We start from the raw sequence: 20721 nt of genomic DNA on the forward strand, positions 1-20721 counted from the left end.
GTATGTAAACTCTATGTTTGCTTGCGTTACAAATCCGTGTTTAAAGCAATCACATATCACCTTGGGATAAAATTTCATGTTAGGATAAAAAGAGCATTAGAATGAAAAAAATATTCAAACCTGAACTTAGATGGTTTATCAAAACCGTAGTGATACCATCTGTTTGTTTTACAGTTATTTCTCTTATTATATTATATATTATAGTTTATCTATATTTGCTTAGGGCTTTTGGAGGGTAAAACCCTCTTGCCTTTTGCCGCTACTTAACTAATATAAATAATCGTTTAATTCCAAGATGAAATTCTGTTTTATAATATAATAACTAGAGAGTTAAAATGAAAAAATTTCTAAAATACAGCGCTATATTCATCGGCTGTATCGTTATTATACTATTAATAATCCCTTATTTTATTTCTTTAGATTCCTACAAAGGAATGGCTATTGCTAAAGTTAGAGAAACAATAGGAAGAGAATTACAAATTAATGGCGATATTACATTTTCTTTACTCCCTACTCCCTCTATAAAACTCAAGTCAGTATCCCTTTCTTCCCTACCAGGGGCTCATATTAATTCTTTATTAGAAGTAAAGGAACTGTCAGTTGCTGTTTCTCTATTTTCTTTACTTAAGGGTAATATCAATATTACAGCCATTAATATTGACCAACCAATACTTAACTTAGAGCGTTTACCGAATGGCTCAGCTTCTTGGGAATTTTCTAGCGATGTGAGTAGTGAGGCAGAAGCTGATAATAAGGCAGTAAAAATCAATCCCAACAACACTTTACCTTCAATATATAGGTTCAATTAAGCTATTTAAGGGTAAGGTAAATTATTTTGATTTTAGCAATAATAAGAAGGAGGGGAATTCCGCCACTACTATAGATATTGATAACTTAGAGGTAAAAAACCTGCACGGTCCTTCCAATATATCTGGTCAATTTTATTCTTTAGGAAAACATTATAACCTTGAAGGTAATATCCAAGAAAAGCAAGGAATTATTGCGTTGCAATCTCATGTAAATATCTTACAGGAAAAAATTATTATATCAGGTAATTTGCAGCGGGAGAATGTCAGTTTTATTGGACAAGTTACGGTAGCAGGTAATTCCCAGAAACTGCAAGATATTTTCCCGGCCATAAAAATTCTTAATGGCGCAGATCATAAAGTAACTTCTAATATTGAGCTAAATAAAAAATTATTAAAGTTTCACGACATTGAGTTGTCATCCGGTAAAATATTTGCTAATGGTAATGCTAATTTTTCTCTTGAAGATAACAAGTTAGATCTACAACTTAAATTAAATCCTGGTAATATAGATATTAAGATTACCCCTCTTGAGAAAGAAAAAAATAATAATAATTTTTATGAAAGATTATCTATTACCAGCACTTCTTTAAAGCCTTTATTTGATGAATTAGCAATTAATATTGCCACTATTCCTAAACCTTTATTAAATCAGCCGTTTGTTTTTTCTACTTCCGCCTTATATCGCGATCAAGATTTTTCTTTGGATGATATCAATTTAAGTATTAGTAAAGCGAATTTAAAAGGAAATTTGAGGCTAAAGAATTGGCAGAAGAATATGCTAGCGACTTATAGCTTAAACGCTCATGACATACCTGCACTCGTTAGTTTACTGGCAATCAATTTACCTGTTCAACTTAACGATCTAGTCATTACAGGTGAAACGTCTGCAGACAAAGGCCGTGTTAAAACTAATACTACTCTCATGTTTTTAAACGCTACTACTAATATACAAGGTGACATTGCTATCGAAAAATCTATTAAACCTAATTTAACAATTCAAAGTAGTGGAGAGAATTTAGGCAGTATAATAAATGAATTAACTGTTTCTTCTGCCTCTACCCTCCCATTTGGTAATTACTCTCTCCTATGGCATTTAAAAGGAGATATAGCTAAAACTATAAAAATTAATATAGATAAATTAGCAGTAACGGTGAAAAATAGCCCAAGCAGCCTTACTGGGAATATCGAGATCAATTTAACCGCTGCTCAGCCCAAGATTTCTTCAGATATCAAGATAACTTCTTTAAATCTCGATGCTTTAAGCAATGGCCCGACTAATAATAAATCTGTTAATTATAATCAAGGAACTAGTACCGAGCAATCTAATAAGCCTGTTAGTTCCACGCCTTGGAGTAGAAATAAAATAGATTTATCATTTTTAAAGAGTTTTAATGGCAATTTAACCCTGTATATCCAGAAAATTATTAAAGGAGATTTAATATTTGATACTATCCAAACTACTATGTCATTATCAAATGGTGTTCTTAATATTACTAATTTAAACGGCAAATTATATGGAGGCGAGATAGAACTAAGCGGACAAATTTCCTCTCACAATAATCAAGCCATTAATTTAAACACTAACCTTAAAGGAGCTCAGTTAAGGAACATAATAAAGCAAGAGGGAAAGATTAAAGTGACTCAAGGAGTGGTGAATTTTAGAGCTGGCATCAATACATTGGGGCACAGTCAATTACAATATGTCAATAATTTAGGTGGGAGTACAACTCTAACAGCTACAGAAGGGGCGATAAGCGGATTTGATTTACAAAAAATATTAAATAACTTGAAAACAACTAAAAATCTTGAAGGTATCTTAAAAATTTTAGATATCTCTTTTTCTGGCGGTGAAACAAGGTTTCAAAACTTAATTCTTGCTACTGAAATAAAAAATGGGGTCGCAAATATAGTACAAGGTAAATTATCGTCTGAGGAATCAGAAATGACAGCGCAAGGTAATATTGATCTTCCAAAATATTATTGTGACATTGAAGGTATTGTTGCTTTAGACATTAAAAAATCCTTACCACCATTCAAGGTCCGGTTTCATGGAGCCCTTAATAATATTCAGCATAAGCTGGATACTCAACTTCTGCAACAATATTTAATCAAGAATGTATTGAGTAATGTAATTGAAAAGGCGGGGCAAAGTAAAAAGCCTGTAGAACTTCTTAAAAATCTTATTGGAGTAGAGCAAGGTCAAAACACTGACGAAGTACAAAAGGATCGTTCTTCTGCTCCTGCTTCTAATAAAAGCCCAGTGCAAGAGCTACAAAATATAGGCAAAGAATTGAAAGGATTATTTAAATAAAGTTTTTCCTTGACTAATAAGATAAGATATGGCAAAAAGAGCGTATTATTTATAAAAAGCCCCGCCATATTTAATCTTGGTTTCTTGATAAGAATATAAATAATGCTTAACAAACTAAGTTGCTGCTAATATAGGGTTCCGGACATTCTTAAAAAGCTTCTATAAAGGGATTTTAACTTCACTTATTCTCAAAATATGATTTGAATAAAATTTACATTTTGAAGTAGAATTATATTTTAGTATAGTAGCTAATATAGCGTATAAGCTCACGATAACCTGATTGTGTTTATTGATCTCCAATAGACCGCTCTATCTGCGTTATATTGCACTCAGCTCACTACTAACGCCGCTATAGCTCAGAGGTAGAGCACATCATTGGTAATGATGAGGTCGAAGGTTCGATTCCTCCTAGCGGCACCACATACTTATCACGCTTTGCGCCATGTAACAATTTCCTCCACAATGCCATATGCTGGTCATATGCTGTTCAGGCTAGCCCAAATAGCTGGCGATAATTGCTCTAAAACCCTTATCAAAACTGATGTGCAGAGGTAGAGGGATTATGCAGCAATTAGTCAACTCTTCCTCTTCTACCGTCGCTTATACCTATACTAATAGTAATGTTAATAGCAACCAAAATGATACTATCTTTTATAATTTCGTCGGTAATTTTGTACCACCAAAGTGGCGTGATCTTCAAGGTAGTGGCAACAAAGCTTTCAGCAAAACTGCTAAGCAATTATTGTCGCTAGTAGTTTTCCGCCTTCAGGTTTGTCATAATAGCGGTAACAATCTCCAAGATGATGAATTACAAGAATCTTATCATTTCTTTGAGCAGGCACTTGGAGTTTGTCAAAGACGTATCAGACAATGTATGCTTGAATTACAAGAAAGTGGCTTTATTCAATTGTATAATGCAACTGTAGTTAAACAACATGTTAAATGTCGTAACACTCCATGCATAAAATTGGCAAAAAATTTTCAGCCTTACCCGAAAAAATTTTCGCATGAAGCTGAAAAAAATTTCAGGCACACAATATTATAGATATTAATAATAAATCTAATATATCTAGAGCTAGCGAATCTGTTTTTTTTGGAAAACTCTAATAATAGAAATAAACTTGTAAAAAAACAACCAGAACAAATAGAACAGCACAAAGGGCAAGTAGAACTACCAATAGCATCATCCTGTCAAGGATCACAAGGAACTCTTCCTCCTAGCAAGGTGCAAGCAGAAGAGAGGATTAGCAAAATGGAGGAGCTTACTGAAAATGCCAGAGTAACTGCAATACTGTTAGCTACTAGCCTTAGGCCTGTGATGCAGAAAATTGCTGATACCAGGGTTAGTGAGATAACAGTATCACCTTACTCTACCCTTTCAGCGCCTTTGAACAATAAGGGCTGGTTCAAAAGAAAAAGATTAGCAGATTTCCATCCACTAACTGAAGAAGATGCTAATTTACTACAGATCAGGTCAAATCGAGAGTTTAACCTCAGCTTCATCAACAAGCTGTTATTGAAATTAGCAGATCAGTATCCTAATCATCATTTTTGTAATAAAAAAGTGCTATTGAACTATATGGTCAAGGCTTTAACACATGAACTAAGAGAGAGTAGCAAGGTGAATAACAGCAATTTTCAGTTCAAATCTAGCGATCCTGAAAAACTAAAGGAGCAATATTTGGAAAAAATAGAACGCAGCACGGATATTAGCAAGCAAGCGCAATTAAGGAGAAAAATAGCAGGAGTATTTGAGCCTAATATGGCTTATGAGTTATTAACTTCTTGTAAATTGAAGGGAGATGAGCAAGAACAGTATCAACTGCAATTATTAAAAGATATCAGTTTGTCAGATCTTACCACCCGACTGAATATTTATAGAGCCATAATTTAGGTATTTCAGGTAGGTTGAGAGCGGCATGTAATAAGAATCTTAAGCCCTGTTTAAATAGTGATATTGTGGATCTATAAAGTTTTTTTTGAAGATATAGCCCCAGTAGAGATAGCCCAAAATAAAGCAACAGTCAGTACTAAAATAAGACGTTCAATCCTATCTTCATGCTGTAAATGTGTTTTGGTTATAGAAAATCCTCGTGATTTAAAATCAGAAAACATACATTCTATGCCCCATCTCATCCCATAATCAAGTACTCTGTATTTTGATGGTAGGCAATCCATAGCAATAATCCACGGCTCTTTGCAACCAGCTTCTTGTAAAATACCTATATTAGTTGTAACATTGGTATTGTGAAAAGTTTGATTTTCTAAAGATGTCAGCTTCATATTGACTGCATCACCTGTAGTGATTTCCCCTCCTTCTTGCATCAGTATAAGATTAGATTTAAGTCTTACTCGATAGCTCCATCCAAGAGATTGACATAAATTAATTAACGAGTGTGTACCATAAAACCGATTGGCTGCAAGCAAGATCTTAACACCTTCAGGTATCATTTTAGCTACATCCTTGATTAATGATTCTTGCACCTCAAAGCCAATGGCTCCTTGAGTTTTTTCAACCTTCCATGCAATTGGCATGGCTCTTTCACCAACTCTCAACGAAATCATCAAACATTCAAAATTAGTGGATATTTTACTTTGGTCCAATATCAATATAGCAGTCTTTTCTTTGCTAGCGGCCATCGTAATTATTTCCGGAACAAAACCATGCATAACCGGCTTAGGTTCTATCAAACAGTTAGATAACAATCTACTAATATACCTTTCTTTCGATTTAACATCTCCTGTCTTACGGGGCAATACCGCAATCCACTCTCCACTATTGACGCTGCTACAGCTTAATGCAGATGCTGCCAAATCAGCAATCCCACTTATATGCGACTTATGCAAACCAGTAACTCGACTACCTAAATCCTCTTCAATTACCTTTGCTATATGAGCTACTCCTCCAGTAAATATTCGCATCTTATTCTCCAATGATTATTATATTTGGAGATCATATTATCACGCTTTTTTACTTCTAGCAATTTAAGTCGGGTGAAGATAATTATAATAAAAATATTGTATATTTTAAAAGTTTAGTATATAATCAGCTTTTACTGGACCGTATTAAACGGTTTAAAAATAAAGTGTTAAGAGGAGGGGAGATGAGTATAAGCGGGGTATTTGGCAGTAAAATTGCTGCAGTTCAGCAAGAGGCCATTATAGATGAAGATATTTTAGGAAATAGTGAAGTTCAAGCTAAACTTATAGACATCAATAATAATGTTGTTGTGGCTCCGAACATGGAGGTTAGCAATGATGATCTTCCCGATGAATATATTTTGGTTGATCGAAAGGAATTGCCAATAGGCCACAATATCAGCATTTTGAATTTTGCTCACAAAACTACCGACCTTGCTTATGAAGTGCCCAATGGCCACAAATTTGCTAGAAAAGAATTAAATTTAATGGGCAATAATTTAATTGGTACAGGTTGGCAAATAGCATTTAAATCTTCTGATAGACCTGAAACTGCTCAGTATGGATACAAGGCTGTGGCGTTAGTAAATCACAATACTAAAGAAGTACATATAGCTTCTGCAGGTACTGTGCCTAGTATTTATGATGCGATAGATGATTTGTGCATTGCTGTCGGTAGTACCCCCTACAAGTTCGCACCAGCTAAAGCAACGCTTCAACGGATAATGCACGAATTTAGTGATGATTATACAATTAGTACTAGCGGTCATTCGCTTGGGGCTCTTCCATCTGATTATATGATAATGTTAGCTCAATTGGCAGGAAGAAAAGTTGGCAAATCTACTACCTTTGATAGTCCTGGTACTGAAAATGCGCAAATGAAAGCTCTCAAAGAGTATGAAACTGCTAATAACGTTAAAATTAGTATAGAAGAAATAGAAAAATGTAGAGCATGTTGTGAAGTATTTGTTGGTAAACCTAACCTTATTAATACTTCTAACCCACATTTTGGTAAAGTAAATTTGGCACTATTTGATCGTGCCCAAGAAGAGGAAATAGTACAAACAGGAGCTTGGTATTATACACAATACTTATATAACAAAATAGGAACACTGATTGTAGCCCCCTGCTTAAACTATTTAAATTTAACGAGAATTATCGAGGAGCATCCTCTTAGGAATTTTAGTCATGAAGAAAAATTTACTTACTTTCCTGTAAAACAATGGGGTCAAGATGGTAAAGTAGTTTTAGAATATACCCCAAAATTGGCAGGCTGTAAATCCACTGGTAAAGATGTAGTTGTCTATGACTATCCAAACTTGCATAGCGATTCTGCAGATTTATACTCATACGAGTCAATACAACCCAAGTACTATGCCTTCAATGACTTAACCTGCTCACAGCAAGTTAGCCTAGAAAGTAATTTAATGGGACATATTGACCTAGCTGCTATTAGTGCTATATGTTAAATTGGCCTCTAGGGTTTGCTGAAATTCTGCAAGTGTACGTCTTCTATTGTTGGTAAGGTAAAGGGCATTGGTGATCATTACTTATTGTTGAAAAGGGCAATTTTTTAGCACTACTGGTAGTTCAAAATGGTAAATTTAAGGGGTTTTGGGAGCATCAGGTAAATGGGATGCTAGTTTAGGAGTCTATAAAGTCGAAATGGGTCATCCTTATGCAATCATTAAATATCTTACAGAATAGAATACAAATTTTAGATAGTAAAATACATCATTGTCATTTTGTTATAATAGATTTAAGTAACATCAATAACACAGAATTTATGATAGCTAAACATTTCTTAAATGATAAAGAAAAACATAGATGTGAAAAATTTGTAAACTTTACCTTATCTAGTAAATTTGCAATATGTCGGGTTTTAGCAAAATACATAATTGGTGAGTTTCTTTAATAAAGATATTTCTCAGATCCATTTTGAATATAAAAAATTTGGCAAGCCTTATTTAAAAACAAATGATATTAGTTTCAATATCTCGCATTCAAAAAATTTAGCCATTATTGCCTTAAGCAAAAATATAGAGATTGGAGTTGATATAGAATTTATAGATTATCAGTTTGATTACCTACCTTTACTAGAGTGTTTTGCATCAGATCGTGAAATTTCTTGGCTTATGGAAGAAAATTCAATTAGAAGATTTTATCAACTTTGGACTACTAAAGAAGCAATTTTAAAGTGTTCTGGTGTTGGCATGATGGATTCTAAATTCCCTGAACTGATAATTCAAAGAAACGAGTTATTATATTATGGGAACAAGATCATAAATTTACAATATAATTATGAATATTATATTTCTGCTTGTATTGCGGGAGAAGATGATTAAGTAAGGAGGCTAGACAACGCGAACTCACGTTAATAAAGAGAAGATAATAGTTGATTATACTAAGATGATGTAAGAAATGAATATAATTTTTTATTGAAAAATTCTGAATTAAATAGCGGGATGCAGTGCCCAGCAGATTTTAATGGGAAATACCTAGAATGTTTTATTATGCATGTACTCTGCATCTTTAACTGTTGTTAACATATCTTGTTCTCCCGCAATAATTAGAGTAGGAGTATTAATTGAACGTATCTTATCTCTATAATCATGTTTAAATACCTCATTAAAATAATGAAAAGTTATATCAAGATTATTTGCTCCCTTAATATCTTCCATAGTAATTGGACTCAGTTTTTGATTATTACTAGAATTATATTGATTAAAATCCTTTTCTAATAGTTTTAGAATTAAAGTAATACTCTCTACATCTGCATTATACATAAGTTTAGATGTTGTATTAACTAGAGTTAATGTTTTAATTCGTTCCCTATACTTTATTGCTATTTTTTGAGCTATTAAGCCTCCAAGAGACCATCCTACTAAATGCACTGGTGTACTAATATTTAAATTATCAAGCATCTCTATTATTATATCTGATATACTCTCTAAATTAGCAATGTTATATGTAAAATCACTTATACCATATCCAGGGTAATGAAGTGAAATAACCTCGTAATCTTTAACAAATTCTATAAATTGCATTCTCCAAATTGAAGCAATAGAGTCTAGAGGTGGTAAAAAGACAATAGGTTCTCCAGCACCAGCTCTAAAAATTTCAATATTTGTACTCTTAAAAATAGGAAGTAAAGATATTTGTAATTCATGATAATTTAAAAATACTTTTTGATATTTTAAAAATATTTCATCTTTTTTAAGATTATTTGTAAGTTTAATTGAAGCAGAAATTAAGGATTCGTTCTCAGTAACAACAATTGTATCATCCATACCTTTTTGGTTTTTATAAGCATTAGCTAATAATTTAATTGTTTTAATACCAGCAATTTGATCAAGCATAATACTCATACCGAATACTTGATTGCATTGTTCTAAAATGCTCAAAAGAGCTATTGAATCAACTCCAAAATTGTCAAGAGATTCCTCTTCTTGTAATTTAACAACATCAATTTGTAGAAATTCAGATATTATTTTCGTAATGATCTGAATATTAGATGAAAATTTTATATCACTTGTTGTTGATAGCTTAACATCTTGCTGAGATATCCAATAGCGTTCTTTAAGAAACGGATAAGTAGGTAAGCTAATCCGTTGTTTAGTTTCTCTTTGATGTAAAATATGCCAATCAATTGCATATCCTTGAACATATAAATCACCTAATAATATTAAGTTGTTACGATAATGAGCAATATTACAAGACTGATCATCCCGGATTTCATCAATAATTTTTGCAAGTAATTTATCATCAGTTAATTCTCGTAGTTGCAGAGTAGCATTGCCAATTAAATAATTGCTTGGTCTCTGTTCTTGATTAACTAACTTTAATGTTGCTTCTAATTCTTGTATTGAGCTTACTACCATCATACATCGTACCTTAAAATGATCTCTACCAATATTTAAGGTATAGCTAATATTTTCTAACGTTCTATTAGTGTTACATTCTCCATGATTTATCATCGTGGTAATCCAAATCTTTAAATCAACAAGTTTTTGTTGTAAAGATTCCTGGGTCTTTGCTGATAGAGTAATTAAATAGGAAGATTTGGATAATTGTTGTGATATATTTTGTGTTGGTACTTCTTCAAGTACTATATGTGCGTTTGTTCCCCCAAAACCAAAAGAGCTGACACCTGCTCTACGTGGTATAGGTAAATGATTTACATCGAGTAAATTTTTCCACTCTTGTAAACCTTTAACAATATAAAATGGACTATCAGTTAAATTAATTTTGGGGTTTAATTCGGTAAAATTTACTAGCCCAGGTAATTGTTTATTTTCAAAAGACAATAATATTTTTATTAAGCCTGCTAATCCAGCGGTAGCCTCTAGATGTCCTATATTTGTTTTAACAGATCCAAGACCACAATAATGTTTTGAATTCTGTAAGCCCTGTTCTTCAATTAATAATTCTGAAAAAGCTAATTTTAATGCTTCAACTTCAATCGGGTCTCCTAAAGGAGTGCCAGTACCATGAGCTTCAACATAACTAATTGTAGAAGCTGGAATTTGAGAAACTTTATATGCTTCAATTAATAATTCCTTTTGAGATATTGGATTTGGGGCTGTTAAAGAATTTGCTTTACCACCATGGTTCACTGCAGAACCTAAAATTATGCCATAAATATGATCTTTATCAAGTAATGCTTTATTTAAAGGTTTTAACATTATAGCAGCAATCCCTTCACCTCTTACATATCCATCTGCATTACAGTCAAATGTTTTACAATTACCTGTAGGAGACAACATTCCAGCATTACTAAATTCCATAAACCAATCACTAGATAATAGTAAGTTTGTAGCACCTACTAAAGCCTGATCACATTGTTGCATTTTGATTGCATTAATTGCTTGATGCAGAGCCACTAATGAGCTAGAGCACGCAGTATCTATAACTAAACTCGGTCCTTTTAAATTTAATAAATAAGAAATTCTATTGGCAATCATTGAAAATGATGTTCCTGTAGTAGTAAAACTATGCTCTATATTAAATTTCTTTTGTAATCTTTGGTAATCATTACTTAATGCTCCAACATATAATCCAGTTCTAGTTCCAGATAATGAACCTACTGCGTATCCAGCATCCTCAATTGTTTGGCAAACAATTTGCAATAATAAACGTTGTTGCGGGTCCATAAGTTCCGCTTCACGTGGTGAAATATTAAAGAAACTGGCATCAAAACAATCAACATTCTCAATAAATCCACCATAATATTCACGATTATCAAAATCAGACCAACGTAAAGCTGGTATTTTGGTAATAGCGTTTATACCTGAAGCTAACAATTTCCAATAACTATTTTTATCATCTACTTTTCCTGGAAAACGAAATGATACACCAGTAATTGCAATTGAATCCTTATTATCACTTGTATGATCTGATACCTGCGACACATGTTTAAATTTTTCGTATAATAATATTTGTTGAGATTTAGTTAAGCTTGCTAAAACCTGTTTTAAATCCTTATTCATTTTTAAATCCTATCTCTTTAAATAAAGCATCAATTTCCGATGGTGAGAGGTTTTTCAGATTATCAAAAATTTTATCTATATTATTCTCTACTTCATTATCATTTTTTGATAAATTAAATCGTTCTGTTAAATGTTGAACTAAGCTATTGAAGTTCGGATAATGCCAAACTATAGTAGGTGGAATATCTACTTTAAAATAAGTACTCAAATTACTAGCTAGTTCTACAGCTTTTATAGAATCTAATCCTTGCATTCCTAGCGATTCATTCAAGTCTATTTCATTAGTTTTAACATTTAATAAAAGACTTATTGTTTCTATAAACCAACTTTTAAAATTATTAACTACATTGTGATTGTCTGTAGTAGTATTTGGAGTTGAAAAATAATTTATATTTTGTGGACAAGAAGATTGTAAGCTAATTTTTTCTAACTTTTGATTTACTGATTGTAAAAAATTTTGTGCATCCATACCATTAATGAGCCTGTGGTCAAAGGTAAGAGATAAGTAAGAAATACCTTGTCGAGCCTTATCTATAGGGCCACCTAAAAATAGTGTTGCTATTGTTGGACTTACTAACACAGGGGATCCAAAGATCACTGATCCCGATCCCATATAGCTAATTATAACATGAGGAATAATACTTGCAGCTTGATCATTACCATTTCTTGCTAGATCTATTTTATGACGCATAGTCGTGATAAATTCATCAATACTTAATTGATTAGCATCAGGAATAACAGCAGTTACAAGTTCATGTTTTTTAGTTTGGACTGCTATACCAAGATTTAGATTCTCATATTCATAAAACTTTTTATTGTCTATTATTCTTGAACGAAACTTAGGATGTTCCATTAAAATCCCAGTTATTAAATAGGCAAATAACTGGAATTCTGAAATAAAGGAGTAGGCAGTAATTTCGTGACTAAGCATTGAATATAAATAAGATTTTATATTCTCTATGTTAATTACACTAACTAATGTAGCAGGAATAACTAGGTCAGCACTGCGTTTAAAATGAAGATTAAGTGCTTGTTGCTGGGCTGAGAAACACATTTCTTTATATCGCATATACTCCTTGGATATGATTTTGCATGCGTCGTTGCTCAATGCTCGCCTATTATCTATAGGCTTCGCTCCATCGCGCCTAGCAGCAAAATCATCTGAGAGGAGTATATCACTTGGTCTAGACGATGATTGTTGTGCTAAGAATTTTTCTACATCTTCAATTGTTAAAATTGTATTAGACACTGGAATATTAACCATTATATCTTCATCAATATTATGCTGCTTGCAATAAGCCCTGACTCTAGGAGGGATGCTTCTAACATCTATTTTTTTAGCGCTATACTCCTCTGATATCATAGTACCCCACACTTATTGTTGAAGTTGAAAGGCATGCATAATGTGTTTTCGTAGTAATGAAAACAACATAGCAGGGGTATCACTTAACGAGTTATAAAAATAATCTTTTATCCAATCAAATCCGTAAGTAAATAATGAGTATAATTTACGACCATGTTTTTTGATCTTTATAGGATAAATTTTGTTCTTAATGTCACCAGCAAGCACGCAAATAGCTAAGGATAAAGATACTATTGCAAATAGTTTTTCCAGCTTTTTTTGATCTGTAATGTGGGTATCTTCAATATTAAATCCAGATGACTTGAGAGACAGAAAAGGTCGCTCAATGCTCCACCTCTGCTTATATGCTAGCAAAGCACATTCACCAATAAGCACATTACTAGCAATAAATAGTTGCTCTCTTTCTAATTGCAAACAAGTTATTTTAATTGCCATACCATTGTAAATTTTGCTTTCTATAGTTTTAGTGTCACCCATTTGCATATCGGCAAAACATTTATTCAACTTCATCTTGCCACCGTTGAAATGCTTGACCTTCTCACTTTTTCTTAGCCTGATAGCAAAAGGTAATTTTTGGATTCCACCCATATATTGCAACCATTCCTCACCAACAAATTCCCGATCGGCAAGGATAAGCTCTATCATTTCCTTAGGTATAATTGTTAAAATTTGCTCAATCAATTTCTTTCTTTCATTAGTAGAAGAGTTGCCTTTTTTATCAAGTAACAACCATGCTATAGGAATTGAAATATTACCATAAACGATAGTTGCAACAAAAAAATTCAAATTTTTAATACCAAATTGCCAGCTGGTTCTATCTATGGCAAGGCTAATTTTACCTGTTAGACAGAGCAATTTAACAATAATTTTCCCTAAACTTATAAAGCACATATTTTGTTCTAAAAGCAAACGCTCAACTTTAACAATCTTGGCATGCAAATTGCCTTTAGAAGCGACATACAGTGCTAATTCTTTGATTCTCACAGTTTTAGCTTTTACTACTGCACAAATTAATTCTGCAAATGTTTTAATTCGTGCTGGGTGCCAATCTAAAAATATGTATAATATTTGGTATAGTGATTGAGAGTCCATTAATACCTCCTGTTGCTTGTTTCTCAGCGGAGATTAGTGACTCTCAGTCACTTATTCAATTTATTATTTTAACCCTCCTGTAAAATCTGTGGGGTACTATGAAACTAGCTATTAAGCAGGAAATCGGGCAAAATACGATTCTCAAGGATTTTGTCCGGCAGATGTTGTTTGATCAACCAGAGAATACGGCAGAAGTTAATCTAATAGAAGACGGTATATATCATTTAGCCCGTTTTTATCAACATCACAAAAATTTAGCACCCAAGATGGCTACTCAATTAGCGATTAATGAGTTGGTAAGTAAATCTTATATCAAGCCGCTGGCTAATTTCTACGTGCCAGCTAACCTAATAGATCAAGGGGAAGTAGTGAAGCTTGATGGGACTTATGTAAATTATCATTTAAACAAATTACGGCGTGATATAATCAAGGGGAATATTGTCTATGATATAACTAGCTCATTTGGTCAAGGTTATAGTAATCAACAAATACAACAAGCTCTTGATAGGAGGATAAAGGAAGTATTAAGTGATGGACAATTTAGGCTAACGGAGGATAAGAAAGCAGTATATTTTGTCTATTTTGATGAACGAGGTAGTCATCCGTTATTTTCTTCACCTAGCACGATATTTACCGTGCCTTTAAGACAATTAAACGATCCTATTTCTACGATGGATAGATTGCTTAACCCATGGTTTGAAACAACAGGCTATGAGGAACAATATGTACAGTAAAATATTGCTAGCTAAACCACGAGGTGATAGTTTTGGTCTTGATAATCTTGGTGCAGCAAGCTTGGATGTATGGCATGCTGCATTAAACCTTGGTTTTACTGATTCTAGTATATATTTAAGGGACAAGCTTAAATATATGCTATCACCTGAAATGCAAGATATAGCCAAATATATTGATTTACCAACCATCTCCGAGGAGGAATTTAAGCAAAAATATGCAGATTCTGGTTTGCAATATGATCCATCTATGACAGTTGATATGGTGGAGTATCTAATTGCCAAAAAGCAACAACGAGAGATTGACCAATATATAATGGCTAGAGGAAAAGGTGGTTTACAGGAAGAAGTAGGCAAGTTTGCCGCTGAACTATTGGGCAGTAATCTTAACCCGGTTAATATTGCAGCAAGTTTTATACCTATTGGTGGACAAGCAAAGTGGGCGGCAATTGGCTTAAAATATGGAACATTAAAAACCGGTTTACTGAAAGGTTTGGTTGGCGGAGTAGTTGGACAAACAGCTATCGAACCTTTTATGCACCGTGAACGTAGCTTAGAACAAATTGACTATAATGTAAGTGATAGTGTGCATAATATTTTAGCTAGCGGAGTATTTGGAGCTGGTCTACATGGTATATCGCATAGTCTTGGTTACGGCTTTAAAAAACTAAAAGATCGTTATTATTTGCCATCAGGGCTATTGTCCGAAGATGTTGCTACTAATAATCCGGCAATTAATCAACAATTTAAAAATCTTATAAATAAATTAAAAGGTAAAACTTATCCGACTGATTATCCGGCTGGTATACATCAAACCGATACGCAGCATAGTTCAGTAAATATTGCTGAGGCTCAAGCTATTAAAGCTAATATTTGGCAGGAAGGCAGTACTAAGTTTCCAGAATTTTTTCAGCAGGAAAAGCATTTAGCTAAGTTTGAGGAAACGCTGCATCAATTGTTTGCCACCGGTGGTGAAGAAGATAAAATACCTAAGATATTTATACAACAGTTAAATGAACAAAGAAATAAATTATGGCGAATCTATGACAAATATAGCAGTGATGCTGAATTTATGGAGATTCACCAGCGATTACAAAATATAGATAGTGGTATTTACCATAGATTAGAATCAGAGCAACAACAACTTAAAGCTTATGACCTTGATCACATAGATTTATATATTGCTGCTAGGCAATTGGAGGACGGTAAGTTTATTGATTTAAATGATCCAAATAATGCTAAATCAATCTTTGAGCAGCAATCTCAACCTACAATTTATCAGACAACAACAGAGAAAATAAAAAAGACTAAAATAATAAAGCAAAATGAAATAGCTAAACAAAGTAAACATTCAACCAATGAACTAGCTAACAAAGATGAGTTACTAGAAGAAGCCAAGAATTATATCGATCGTTTTCCTCTTGCTCCATCAGAAGGTTTTAAAGATTACTTAAAACAAGTTAATTTAAGGCAAGTAACTATTGCTCGAGAATTGGAAAGCGGTTTAATCAATGATTTAATCAAAGCCGACTTATTGGCAATATTTAAAGATAAACATTATCAAGGAGCAATAGCACAAGAAATCTATAATCTTACCGGTCAAGATAAGAGGGCAACTAATTCTCCCAAGGCAGTAGCTTGTGCCAAAATTATTGATAAATGGCAAAGTACGGCAGTAGCTCGAGCCAACCGAGCCGGGGCAAATATCGAGCAATTACCCGGCTATATTACTCGTCAGTCACATAACGCCTATGCTATAAGACAGGCTGGGTTTGCCAGCTGGCAAGAATTTATTAGCCCGTTACTTGATTGGCAAATAATGGATAAGGATATTGATTTGCAGCAAGTCTTTAATAATCTAGCAACTGGTAAGCATTTATATCAATGTGACGAGTATTTACCAAACTCATTTTATCTAACTGATATAGTTAAATATTTCAAATCAGCAAGGAAATTACATTTTAAATCAGTTGATAGCTGGCTTAAATATAATGAAATATTTGGTACGCATAATTTATCGCATTCGATAGCAATTAATTTACAAAAACTTGGCAAAGCTAGTGGATTGTTAGAGAGCATGGGCAGTAATCCAAGGGCTACTTTAAATAATTTAAAAGAACATTATATAGAAGGACTGCAAGAAAAAGCGGCGAATAATGATAAACTTGCTTTAGCTGAATTAGAGTTTTTAGGTAGGAAAAAACTCGATGATATACTTGATTTAATGATTGGTGTTACTCCTGATAATCCGTTACTAGCTAATATTGATAGAAATTTGCGTAATATCAAGATATTATCTAGCCTTGGTAATATCACTTTGTCTTCAATACCCGATAGTGCCGTTTTTGTAGCAGAGCAAATGTATCATGGTTTGCCAATGATTCAAGCATTTGCCAATATTGTGAAAGCTCTAACCTATAATTTTAGTTCTAAAGAGAAGAAAGAATGTGCTAGATTACTAGGAGTGGGAATTGAAAATCTGTTGGGTCATAGTTATTTGGAGCTAAATGCTGAGCAGCCAATAGCTGGCATGCTAACCAAAGCTACTAATTTTTATTTCAAAATTAACCTAATGGATTGGTGGAATAATAGCTTTAAATCAACGCTGGGGTTAATATTATCCAATCATCTTGCTTATCACGTGCAAAGACCTTATGCCAAAGCTCCAAGACAATTAACAACAATATTAGAACGTTACGGCATTAATGAAAGTAACTGGCAATTATATAAGTTTTTAGTACAAAAAGCAGCCGATAGTAAAGAATATATCATCCCTACCACAGAAATACCGCATGATGTCCTAAAAGATCATTTTATCAAATCGACTAATAAAGAATTTACTACTGATGATGCATTAAGATTAGCAGATGCTATTAAAAATAATTTTCGAAGATATTTACGAGATAGAGTCGATACCGGCATTCCGGAAGCTCATGCGTCGGAACGATACTTTACTACTCTTGGTACTAATGCTGGTACTCCGCTTGGAGTAGCGGTAAGAATGCTACTGCAATTCAAACAATATCCAATTACTTATATAGCAAGACCGTTAAAAGATTACGTGGTGGGGCAACTACCATTAAATAAACGAACTGGTAGCAGAAAAGATATTATTCGCGGTTTAACTAGCCCTAAAATAGTAACTACTATGTTTAGTTTAGCCACTATTGGTGGTTATTTATCACTAGCGGCTAAAAACCTATTGCAAGGTGAAGAAATGCCAGATTTAACTGATCCTAAGATATTCCAAGCTGCAATACTAAAAGGAGGGGGAGCAGGGTTTTTGAGTGATTTTATCTTTAGTCGTTATAATCGGTATGGTCATAGTTTTAGTCAAGCAATGCTTGGACCGATTCTTGCCGACGTAAATGATGTAATGTCGATCTATAGCCATGTTTGGGACGGCAATGAAGATAAGGCAAAAGACTTGGCTGAGCAATTAGTTTGTCGTAATATTCCGGGCAGGAATTTATTTTATTTACCTATAGCACTCAATCTGCTAACTATAAACCCTGATTTATTGAATTGCTATCAAAAAAGATAACTATAAATATGATGTAAAAATATCACAAAACATGATGCAAAGTATAAATTACCATGTTATAATAAATCCTCTAGAATACAAATATTAAGAGGGTTTTATGCGAAAAATCACCGTCAAGTTTAACAAGTTAAAAGATATCCAAAATCTTAAAAAAATCATGAAGACTGTCTATGCCAGCAATAGTGATCATTTACCGGATATTGCTAAATTTAACTTGGGTAAGATTTTTGCTCCTAGCCAAGTAGATAGAGCGGAAGTGCAGGTAGAAACTAGCAATGGCACGGATATTATAACGATTTCTAGAGAGTCCTTAAGCTTTTTTGTCGGCGATCAACACCCTTTTAGCAAAGTAGTCGTAACTTCTGATGATGAAGCTCAATATATCGTCCTGCCATGGAACTTAACTAGCCGAATCGGTAGAGATAATCTCAAGAACCTGATTAACCGTATTCCTAGCAATAGTAAAACTATAAAATATATTATCTACATTAATAGTCAGAGTAATAGTCTTAATAACATTACTAGTCTTAACAGTAATAATGATTTAAGTCAAAGCTTAACTTCCCTAGCTAGCTAGCTTGCATTTATCAGATATTATGGCAGAAGATGAAACAGAAAGTTTGTTAAATACAATAGATAATTTAGAGCAAAGTGTTAATCAAAAACAACTACAGATTAATAGTTTAACTACTCAAGTTGCTAATTTACAAACTCAGGCACAAACTCAAAGATACAATACTACTGGTCAGTCTTGGACTTTAGCACTACCAAGTAACATAAACGGCGGTATTAATACACCATCCTGCAGATTAAGTATAGGTTCTACTATCACGGTAACGGCTTGGAAAACTTACGCCGGCGTTAACAATGTTGCAGGTGATGTTACCCTTGATATTGCTAATAGGGTTCTAACTATTGGTGGCAGTAGTTGTGGCTCTGTTAATGCCTATTAAGCTCATGGAATAATAATAAAGATGGTAGTGGTAATAGTATGATAGCAATGTTAAGTGCATTTATAGGATTTTGTAGTAGTTTTATACCGGAGATTTTTCATTTCCTTAAGGACAAAAAAGATAAGGAACATGAGCTGAAATTAATTGACCGGCAGATAGAAGCTTTAAAGACTGGGCATAATTCTCGGCTTGAGGAAATACAAATTAGAGCTGATAGCGATGAGAGTAAGTATCTGTATCAATATGCTGGCATGCAAATAGCAAGCAACACCACTAACAGTAATTGGGTAAATAGTTTATCTGCCAGTGTTAGACCAACGATTACTTATATCTTTTTTCTACTCTATGCATCCTTAAAAATAGCAATTTTCCTAAAATATGGTGCATCAATTGCCACAATATGGAGTAATGAGGATCAGGGGATATTCTGTGCGGTTATTGGCTTTTGGTTTGGTCATCGAGCCTTTGGTAGATACCGAATTAATGGCTACGGTCATGGTTATGGTAACGTTAATGGCAATGGTAACGGTAAAACTCATGGCTATTAATAATAAAGCGGAATATATAATTAAAACCTTCGAAGGACTGAGACTACAACCTTATTATTGTCCGGCTGGATTAAAGACTATCGGTTGGGGGCATGTTATCAAAGACAATAGACAACAACAAAAGTTTGAGAGTATTACTAAAGAACAAGCAGAGTGCTTACTGAAGCAGGATATGGCACAAGCTAAATCCACTATTTACCGACATTGCCGCATACCATTAAGCTATTACCAAGAGGGAGCTTTGATATCATTTATTTTCAACTGTGGAGCTGCTGCCTTTCAAGCTTCAACTTTAAGGCAAAAACTACTGCGTGGTGAATATTTATTAGCTGCTGATGAATTTCCTAGATGGGTTCATGCTGGCGGTATTAAGCTTAATGGTTTGGTAAAGAGACGATTATTGGAAAGGGAAATATTTTTGCAAGGGACTTAAATAAAATCGGAAGAATATATTAACGAGGAGTAAAATGCTAAGCCAAACTAACCACAATATAGATCAAGAACAAGATAAGAATCAAGAACAACATGCTCCTAGTTTAAACAAAAAGAAAAATAAACCTCAAGGGGTTGTGCTAAATAACACGGTAAAGCAGACTTCACCTACTCCTTCGTTAATACCACAAACTATCGAACAAGCAAGAAAATTTTATGCAGTTTCCAGTGATAATATTGCTAAGCAAAATATCATTGAAGCAAATGAGTTGATAGCCGAGAAAGTAGCAGAATTGCATAAGCTGGAGGAGTTGCATCAAAAGCTACTCTGCACGGAAAATAACCTAAAACTTGAAGTAATGAACTACATGCAGCTGCATACTTACTTAAAAAAAGGGGATTATATTCTTGCTTCATGGAAAAGCTCTACTCGCAAAACCTTTGAAATACCTAAGTTTAAAGACGACTTTCCCGACCTGTATGCTATATATATCAAAGAAATCTCCACTCGCACCTTTAGACTGTATTAA

General features: G+C 33.6%; 18 protein-coding genes and 1 tRNA gene. 15 read left to right on the forward strand and 4 right to left on the reverse strand.

Going from position 1 to position 20721, the window contains the following annotated elements:
* Positions 1-335 precede the first annotated feature (335 nt).
* The 5 genes from ACFELV_RS06435 (at position 336) to ACFELV_RS06455 (ending at position 5014) form a co-directional block, all read left to right on the forward strand.
* Positions 336-809: an AsmA family protein gene (locus ACFELV_RS06435; RefSeq protein WP_375327245.1), complete on the forward strand. Its 474-nt coding sequence runs from the start codon at positions 336-338 to the stop codon at positions 807-809.
* Between the two features lie 196 nt (positions 810-1005).
* On the forward strand, positions 1006-3120 hold the full coding sequence (locus ACFELV_RS06440; RefSeq protein ID WP_375327246.1) for an AsmA-like C-terminal region-containing protein: 2115 nt from the start codon (positions 1006-1008) through the stop codon (positions 3118-3120).
* Between the two features lie 345 nt (positions 3121-3465).
* Positions 3466-3540, forward strand: a tRNA-Thr gene (locus ACFELV_RS06445).
* A gap of 142 nt (positions 3541-3682) precedes the next feature.
* A complete protein-coding gene (locus ACFELV_RS06450; protein WP_375327247.1) occupies positions 3683-4165 on the forward strand; it encodes a hypothetical protein in 483 nt (160 codons plus the stop codon).
* 48 nt (positions 4166-4213) lie between these two features.
* On the forward strand, positions 4214-5014 hold the full coding sequence (locus ACFELV_RS06455; RefSeq protein WP_375327248.1) for a hypothetical protein: 801 nt from the start codon (positions 4214-4216) through the stop codon (positions 5012-5014).
* Positions 5015-5085: 71 nt separating this feature from the next.
* Here ACFELV_RS06455 and ACFELV_RS06460 read toward each other — a convergent pair whose 3' ends face one another.
* Positions 5086-6042, reverse strand: a complete 957-nt coding sequence (locus ACFELV_RS06460) for a transposase (protein WP_375326263.1) — start codon at positions 6040-6042, stop codon at positions 5086-5088.
* A gap of 182 nt (positions 6043-6224) precedes the next feature.
* On the opposite strand from ACFELV_RS06460, the gene ACFELV_RS06465 reads away from it, so the two are divergent.
* The 3 genes from ACFELV_RS06465 to ACFELV_RS06475 all read left to right on the forward strand — a co-directional run bounded on the left by ACFELV_RS06465 (position 6225) and on the right by ACFELV_RS06475 (position 8384).
* Positions 6225-7508 (forward strand): hypothetical protein, encoded by a 1284-nt coding sequence (locus ACFELV_RS06465; RefSeq protein WP_375327249.1) that lies wholly within the window; start codon positions 6225-6227, stop codon positions 7506-7508.
* Positions 7509-7717: 209 nt separating this feature from the next.
* The gene (locus ACFELV_RS06470; protein ID WP_375327250.1) at positions 7718-7954 is read left to right on the forward strand and encodes a hypothetical protein; all 237 of its coding nucleotides are present in this window, start codon (positions 7718-7720) and stop codon (positions 7952-7954) included.
* Positions 7941-8384 (forward strand): 4'-phosphopantetheinyl transferase family protein, encoded by a 444-nt coding sequence (locus ACFELV_RS06475; RefSeq protein ID WP_375327251.1) that lies wholly within the window; start codon positions 7941-7943, stop codon positions 8382-8384. The genes ACFELV_RS06470 and ACFELV_RS06475 overlap by 14 nt, the downstream gene beginning before the upstream one ends.
* Before the next feature lie 153 nt (positions 8385-8537).
* Here the strand turns inward: ACFELV_RS06475 and ACFELV_RS06480 are convergent, their stop codons facing one another.
* From ACFELV_RS06480 to ACFELV_RS06490, 3 genes are read right to left on the reverse strand one after another with little or no spacing between them, the layout of a single operon-like run.
* Positions 8538-11528, reverse strand: coding sequence for an alpha/beta fold hydrolase (locus tag ACFELV_RS06480; RefSeq protein WP_375327252.1), 2991 nt, complete (start codon positions 11526-11528; stop codon positions 8538-8540).
* Entirely contained in the window at positions 11521-12891 is a 1371-nt protein-coding gene (locus ACFELV_RS06485) for a 2-oxo acid dehydrogenase subunit E2 (protein WP_375327253.1), read from the reverse strand. Before ACFELV_RS06485 ends, ACFELV_RS06480 begins: the two co-directional genes overlap by 8 nt.
* Positions 12892-12903: 12 nt before the next feature.
* The gene (locus tag ACFELV_RS06490) at positions 12904-13983 is read right to left on the reverse strand and encodes an IS4 family transposase (RefSeq protein WP_375326208.1); all 1080 of its coding nucleotides are present in this window, start codon (positions 13981-13983) and stop codon (positions 12904-12906) included.
* A gap of 98 nt (positions 13984-14081) precedes the next feature.
* Here ACFELV_RS06490 and ACFELV_RS06495 point away from each other — a divergent pair, with 98 nt between their 5' ends.
* From ACFELV_RS06495 to ACFELV_RS06525, 7 genes are all read left to right on the forward strand, one after another.
* Positions 14082-14717, forward strand: a complete 636-nt coding sequence (locus ACFELV_RS06495) for a hypothetical protein (RefSeq protein WP_375327254.1) — start codon at positions 14082-14084, stop codon at positions 14715-14717.
* A complete protein-coding gene (locus ACFELV_RS06500) occupies positions 14707-18258 on the forward strand; it encodes a hypothetical protein (protein WP_375327255.1) in 3552 nt (1183 codons plus the stop codon). Before ACFELV_RS06495 ends, ACFELV_RS06500 begins: the two co-directional genes overlap by 11 nt.
* 97 nt (positions 18259-18355) lie before the next feature.
* A complete protein-coding gene (locus ACFELV_RS06505; RefSeq protein WP_375327256.1) occupies positions 18356-18835 on the forward strand; it encodes a hypothetical protein in 480 nt (159 codons plus the stop codon).
* Positions 18836-18854: 19 nt separating this feature from the next.
* Complete coding sequence (locus ACFELV_RS06510) at positions 18855-19211, forward strand: hypothetical protein (protein WP_375327257.1); 357 nt, start codon at positions 18855-18857, stop codon at positions 19209-19211.
* A 38-nt stretch (positions 19212-19249) separates the two neighbouring features.
* Positions 19250-19759, forward strand: a complete 510-nt coding sequence (locus tag ACFELV_RS06515) for a hypothetical protein (RefSeq protein WP_375327258.1) — start codon at positions 19250-19252, stop codon at positions 19757-19759.
* Complete coding sequence (locus ACFELV_RS06520) at positions 19725-20192, forward strand: lysozyme (protein ID WP_375327259.1); 468 nt, start codon at positions 19725-19727, stop codon at positions 20190-20192. The genes ACFELV_RS06515 and ACFELV_RS06520 overlap by 35 nt, the downstream gene beginning before the upstream one ends.
* A gap of 34 nt (positions 20193-20226) precedes the next feature.
* Positions 20227-20721: a hypothetical protein gene (locus ACFELV_RS06525; RefSeq protein WP_375327260.1), complete on the forward strand. Its 495-nt coding sequence runs from the start codon at positions 20227-20229 to the stop codon at positions 20719-20721.

The sequence above is a fragment of the Candidatus Tisiphia endosymbiont of Nemotelus uliginosus genome, assembly GCF_964264835.1.
Taxonomy (GTDB): domain Bacteria; phylum Pseudomonadota; class Alphaproteobacteria; order Rickettsiales; family Rickettsiaceae; genus Tisiphia.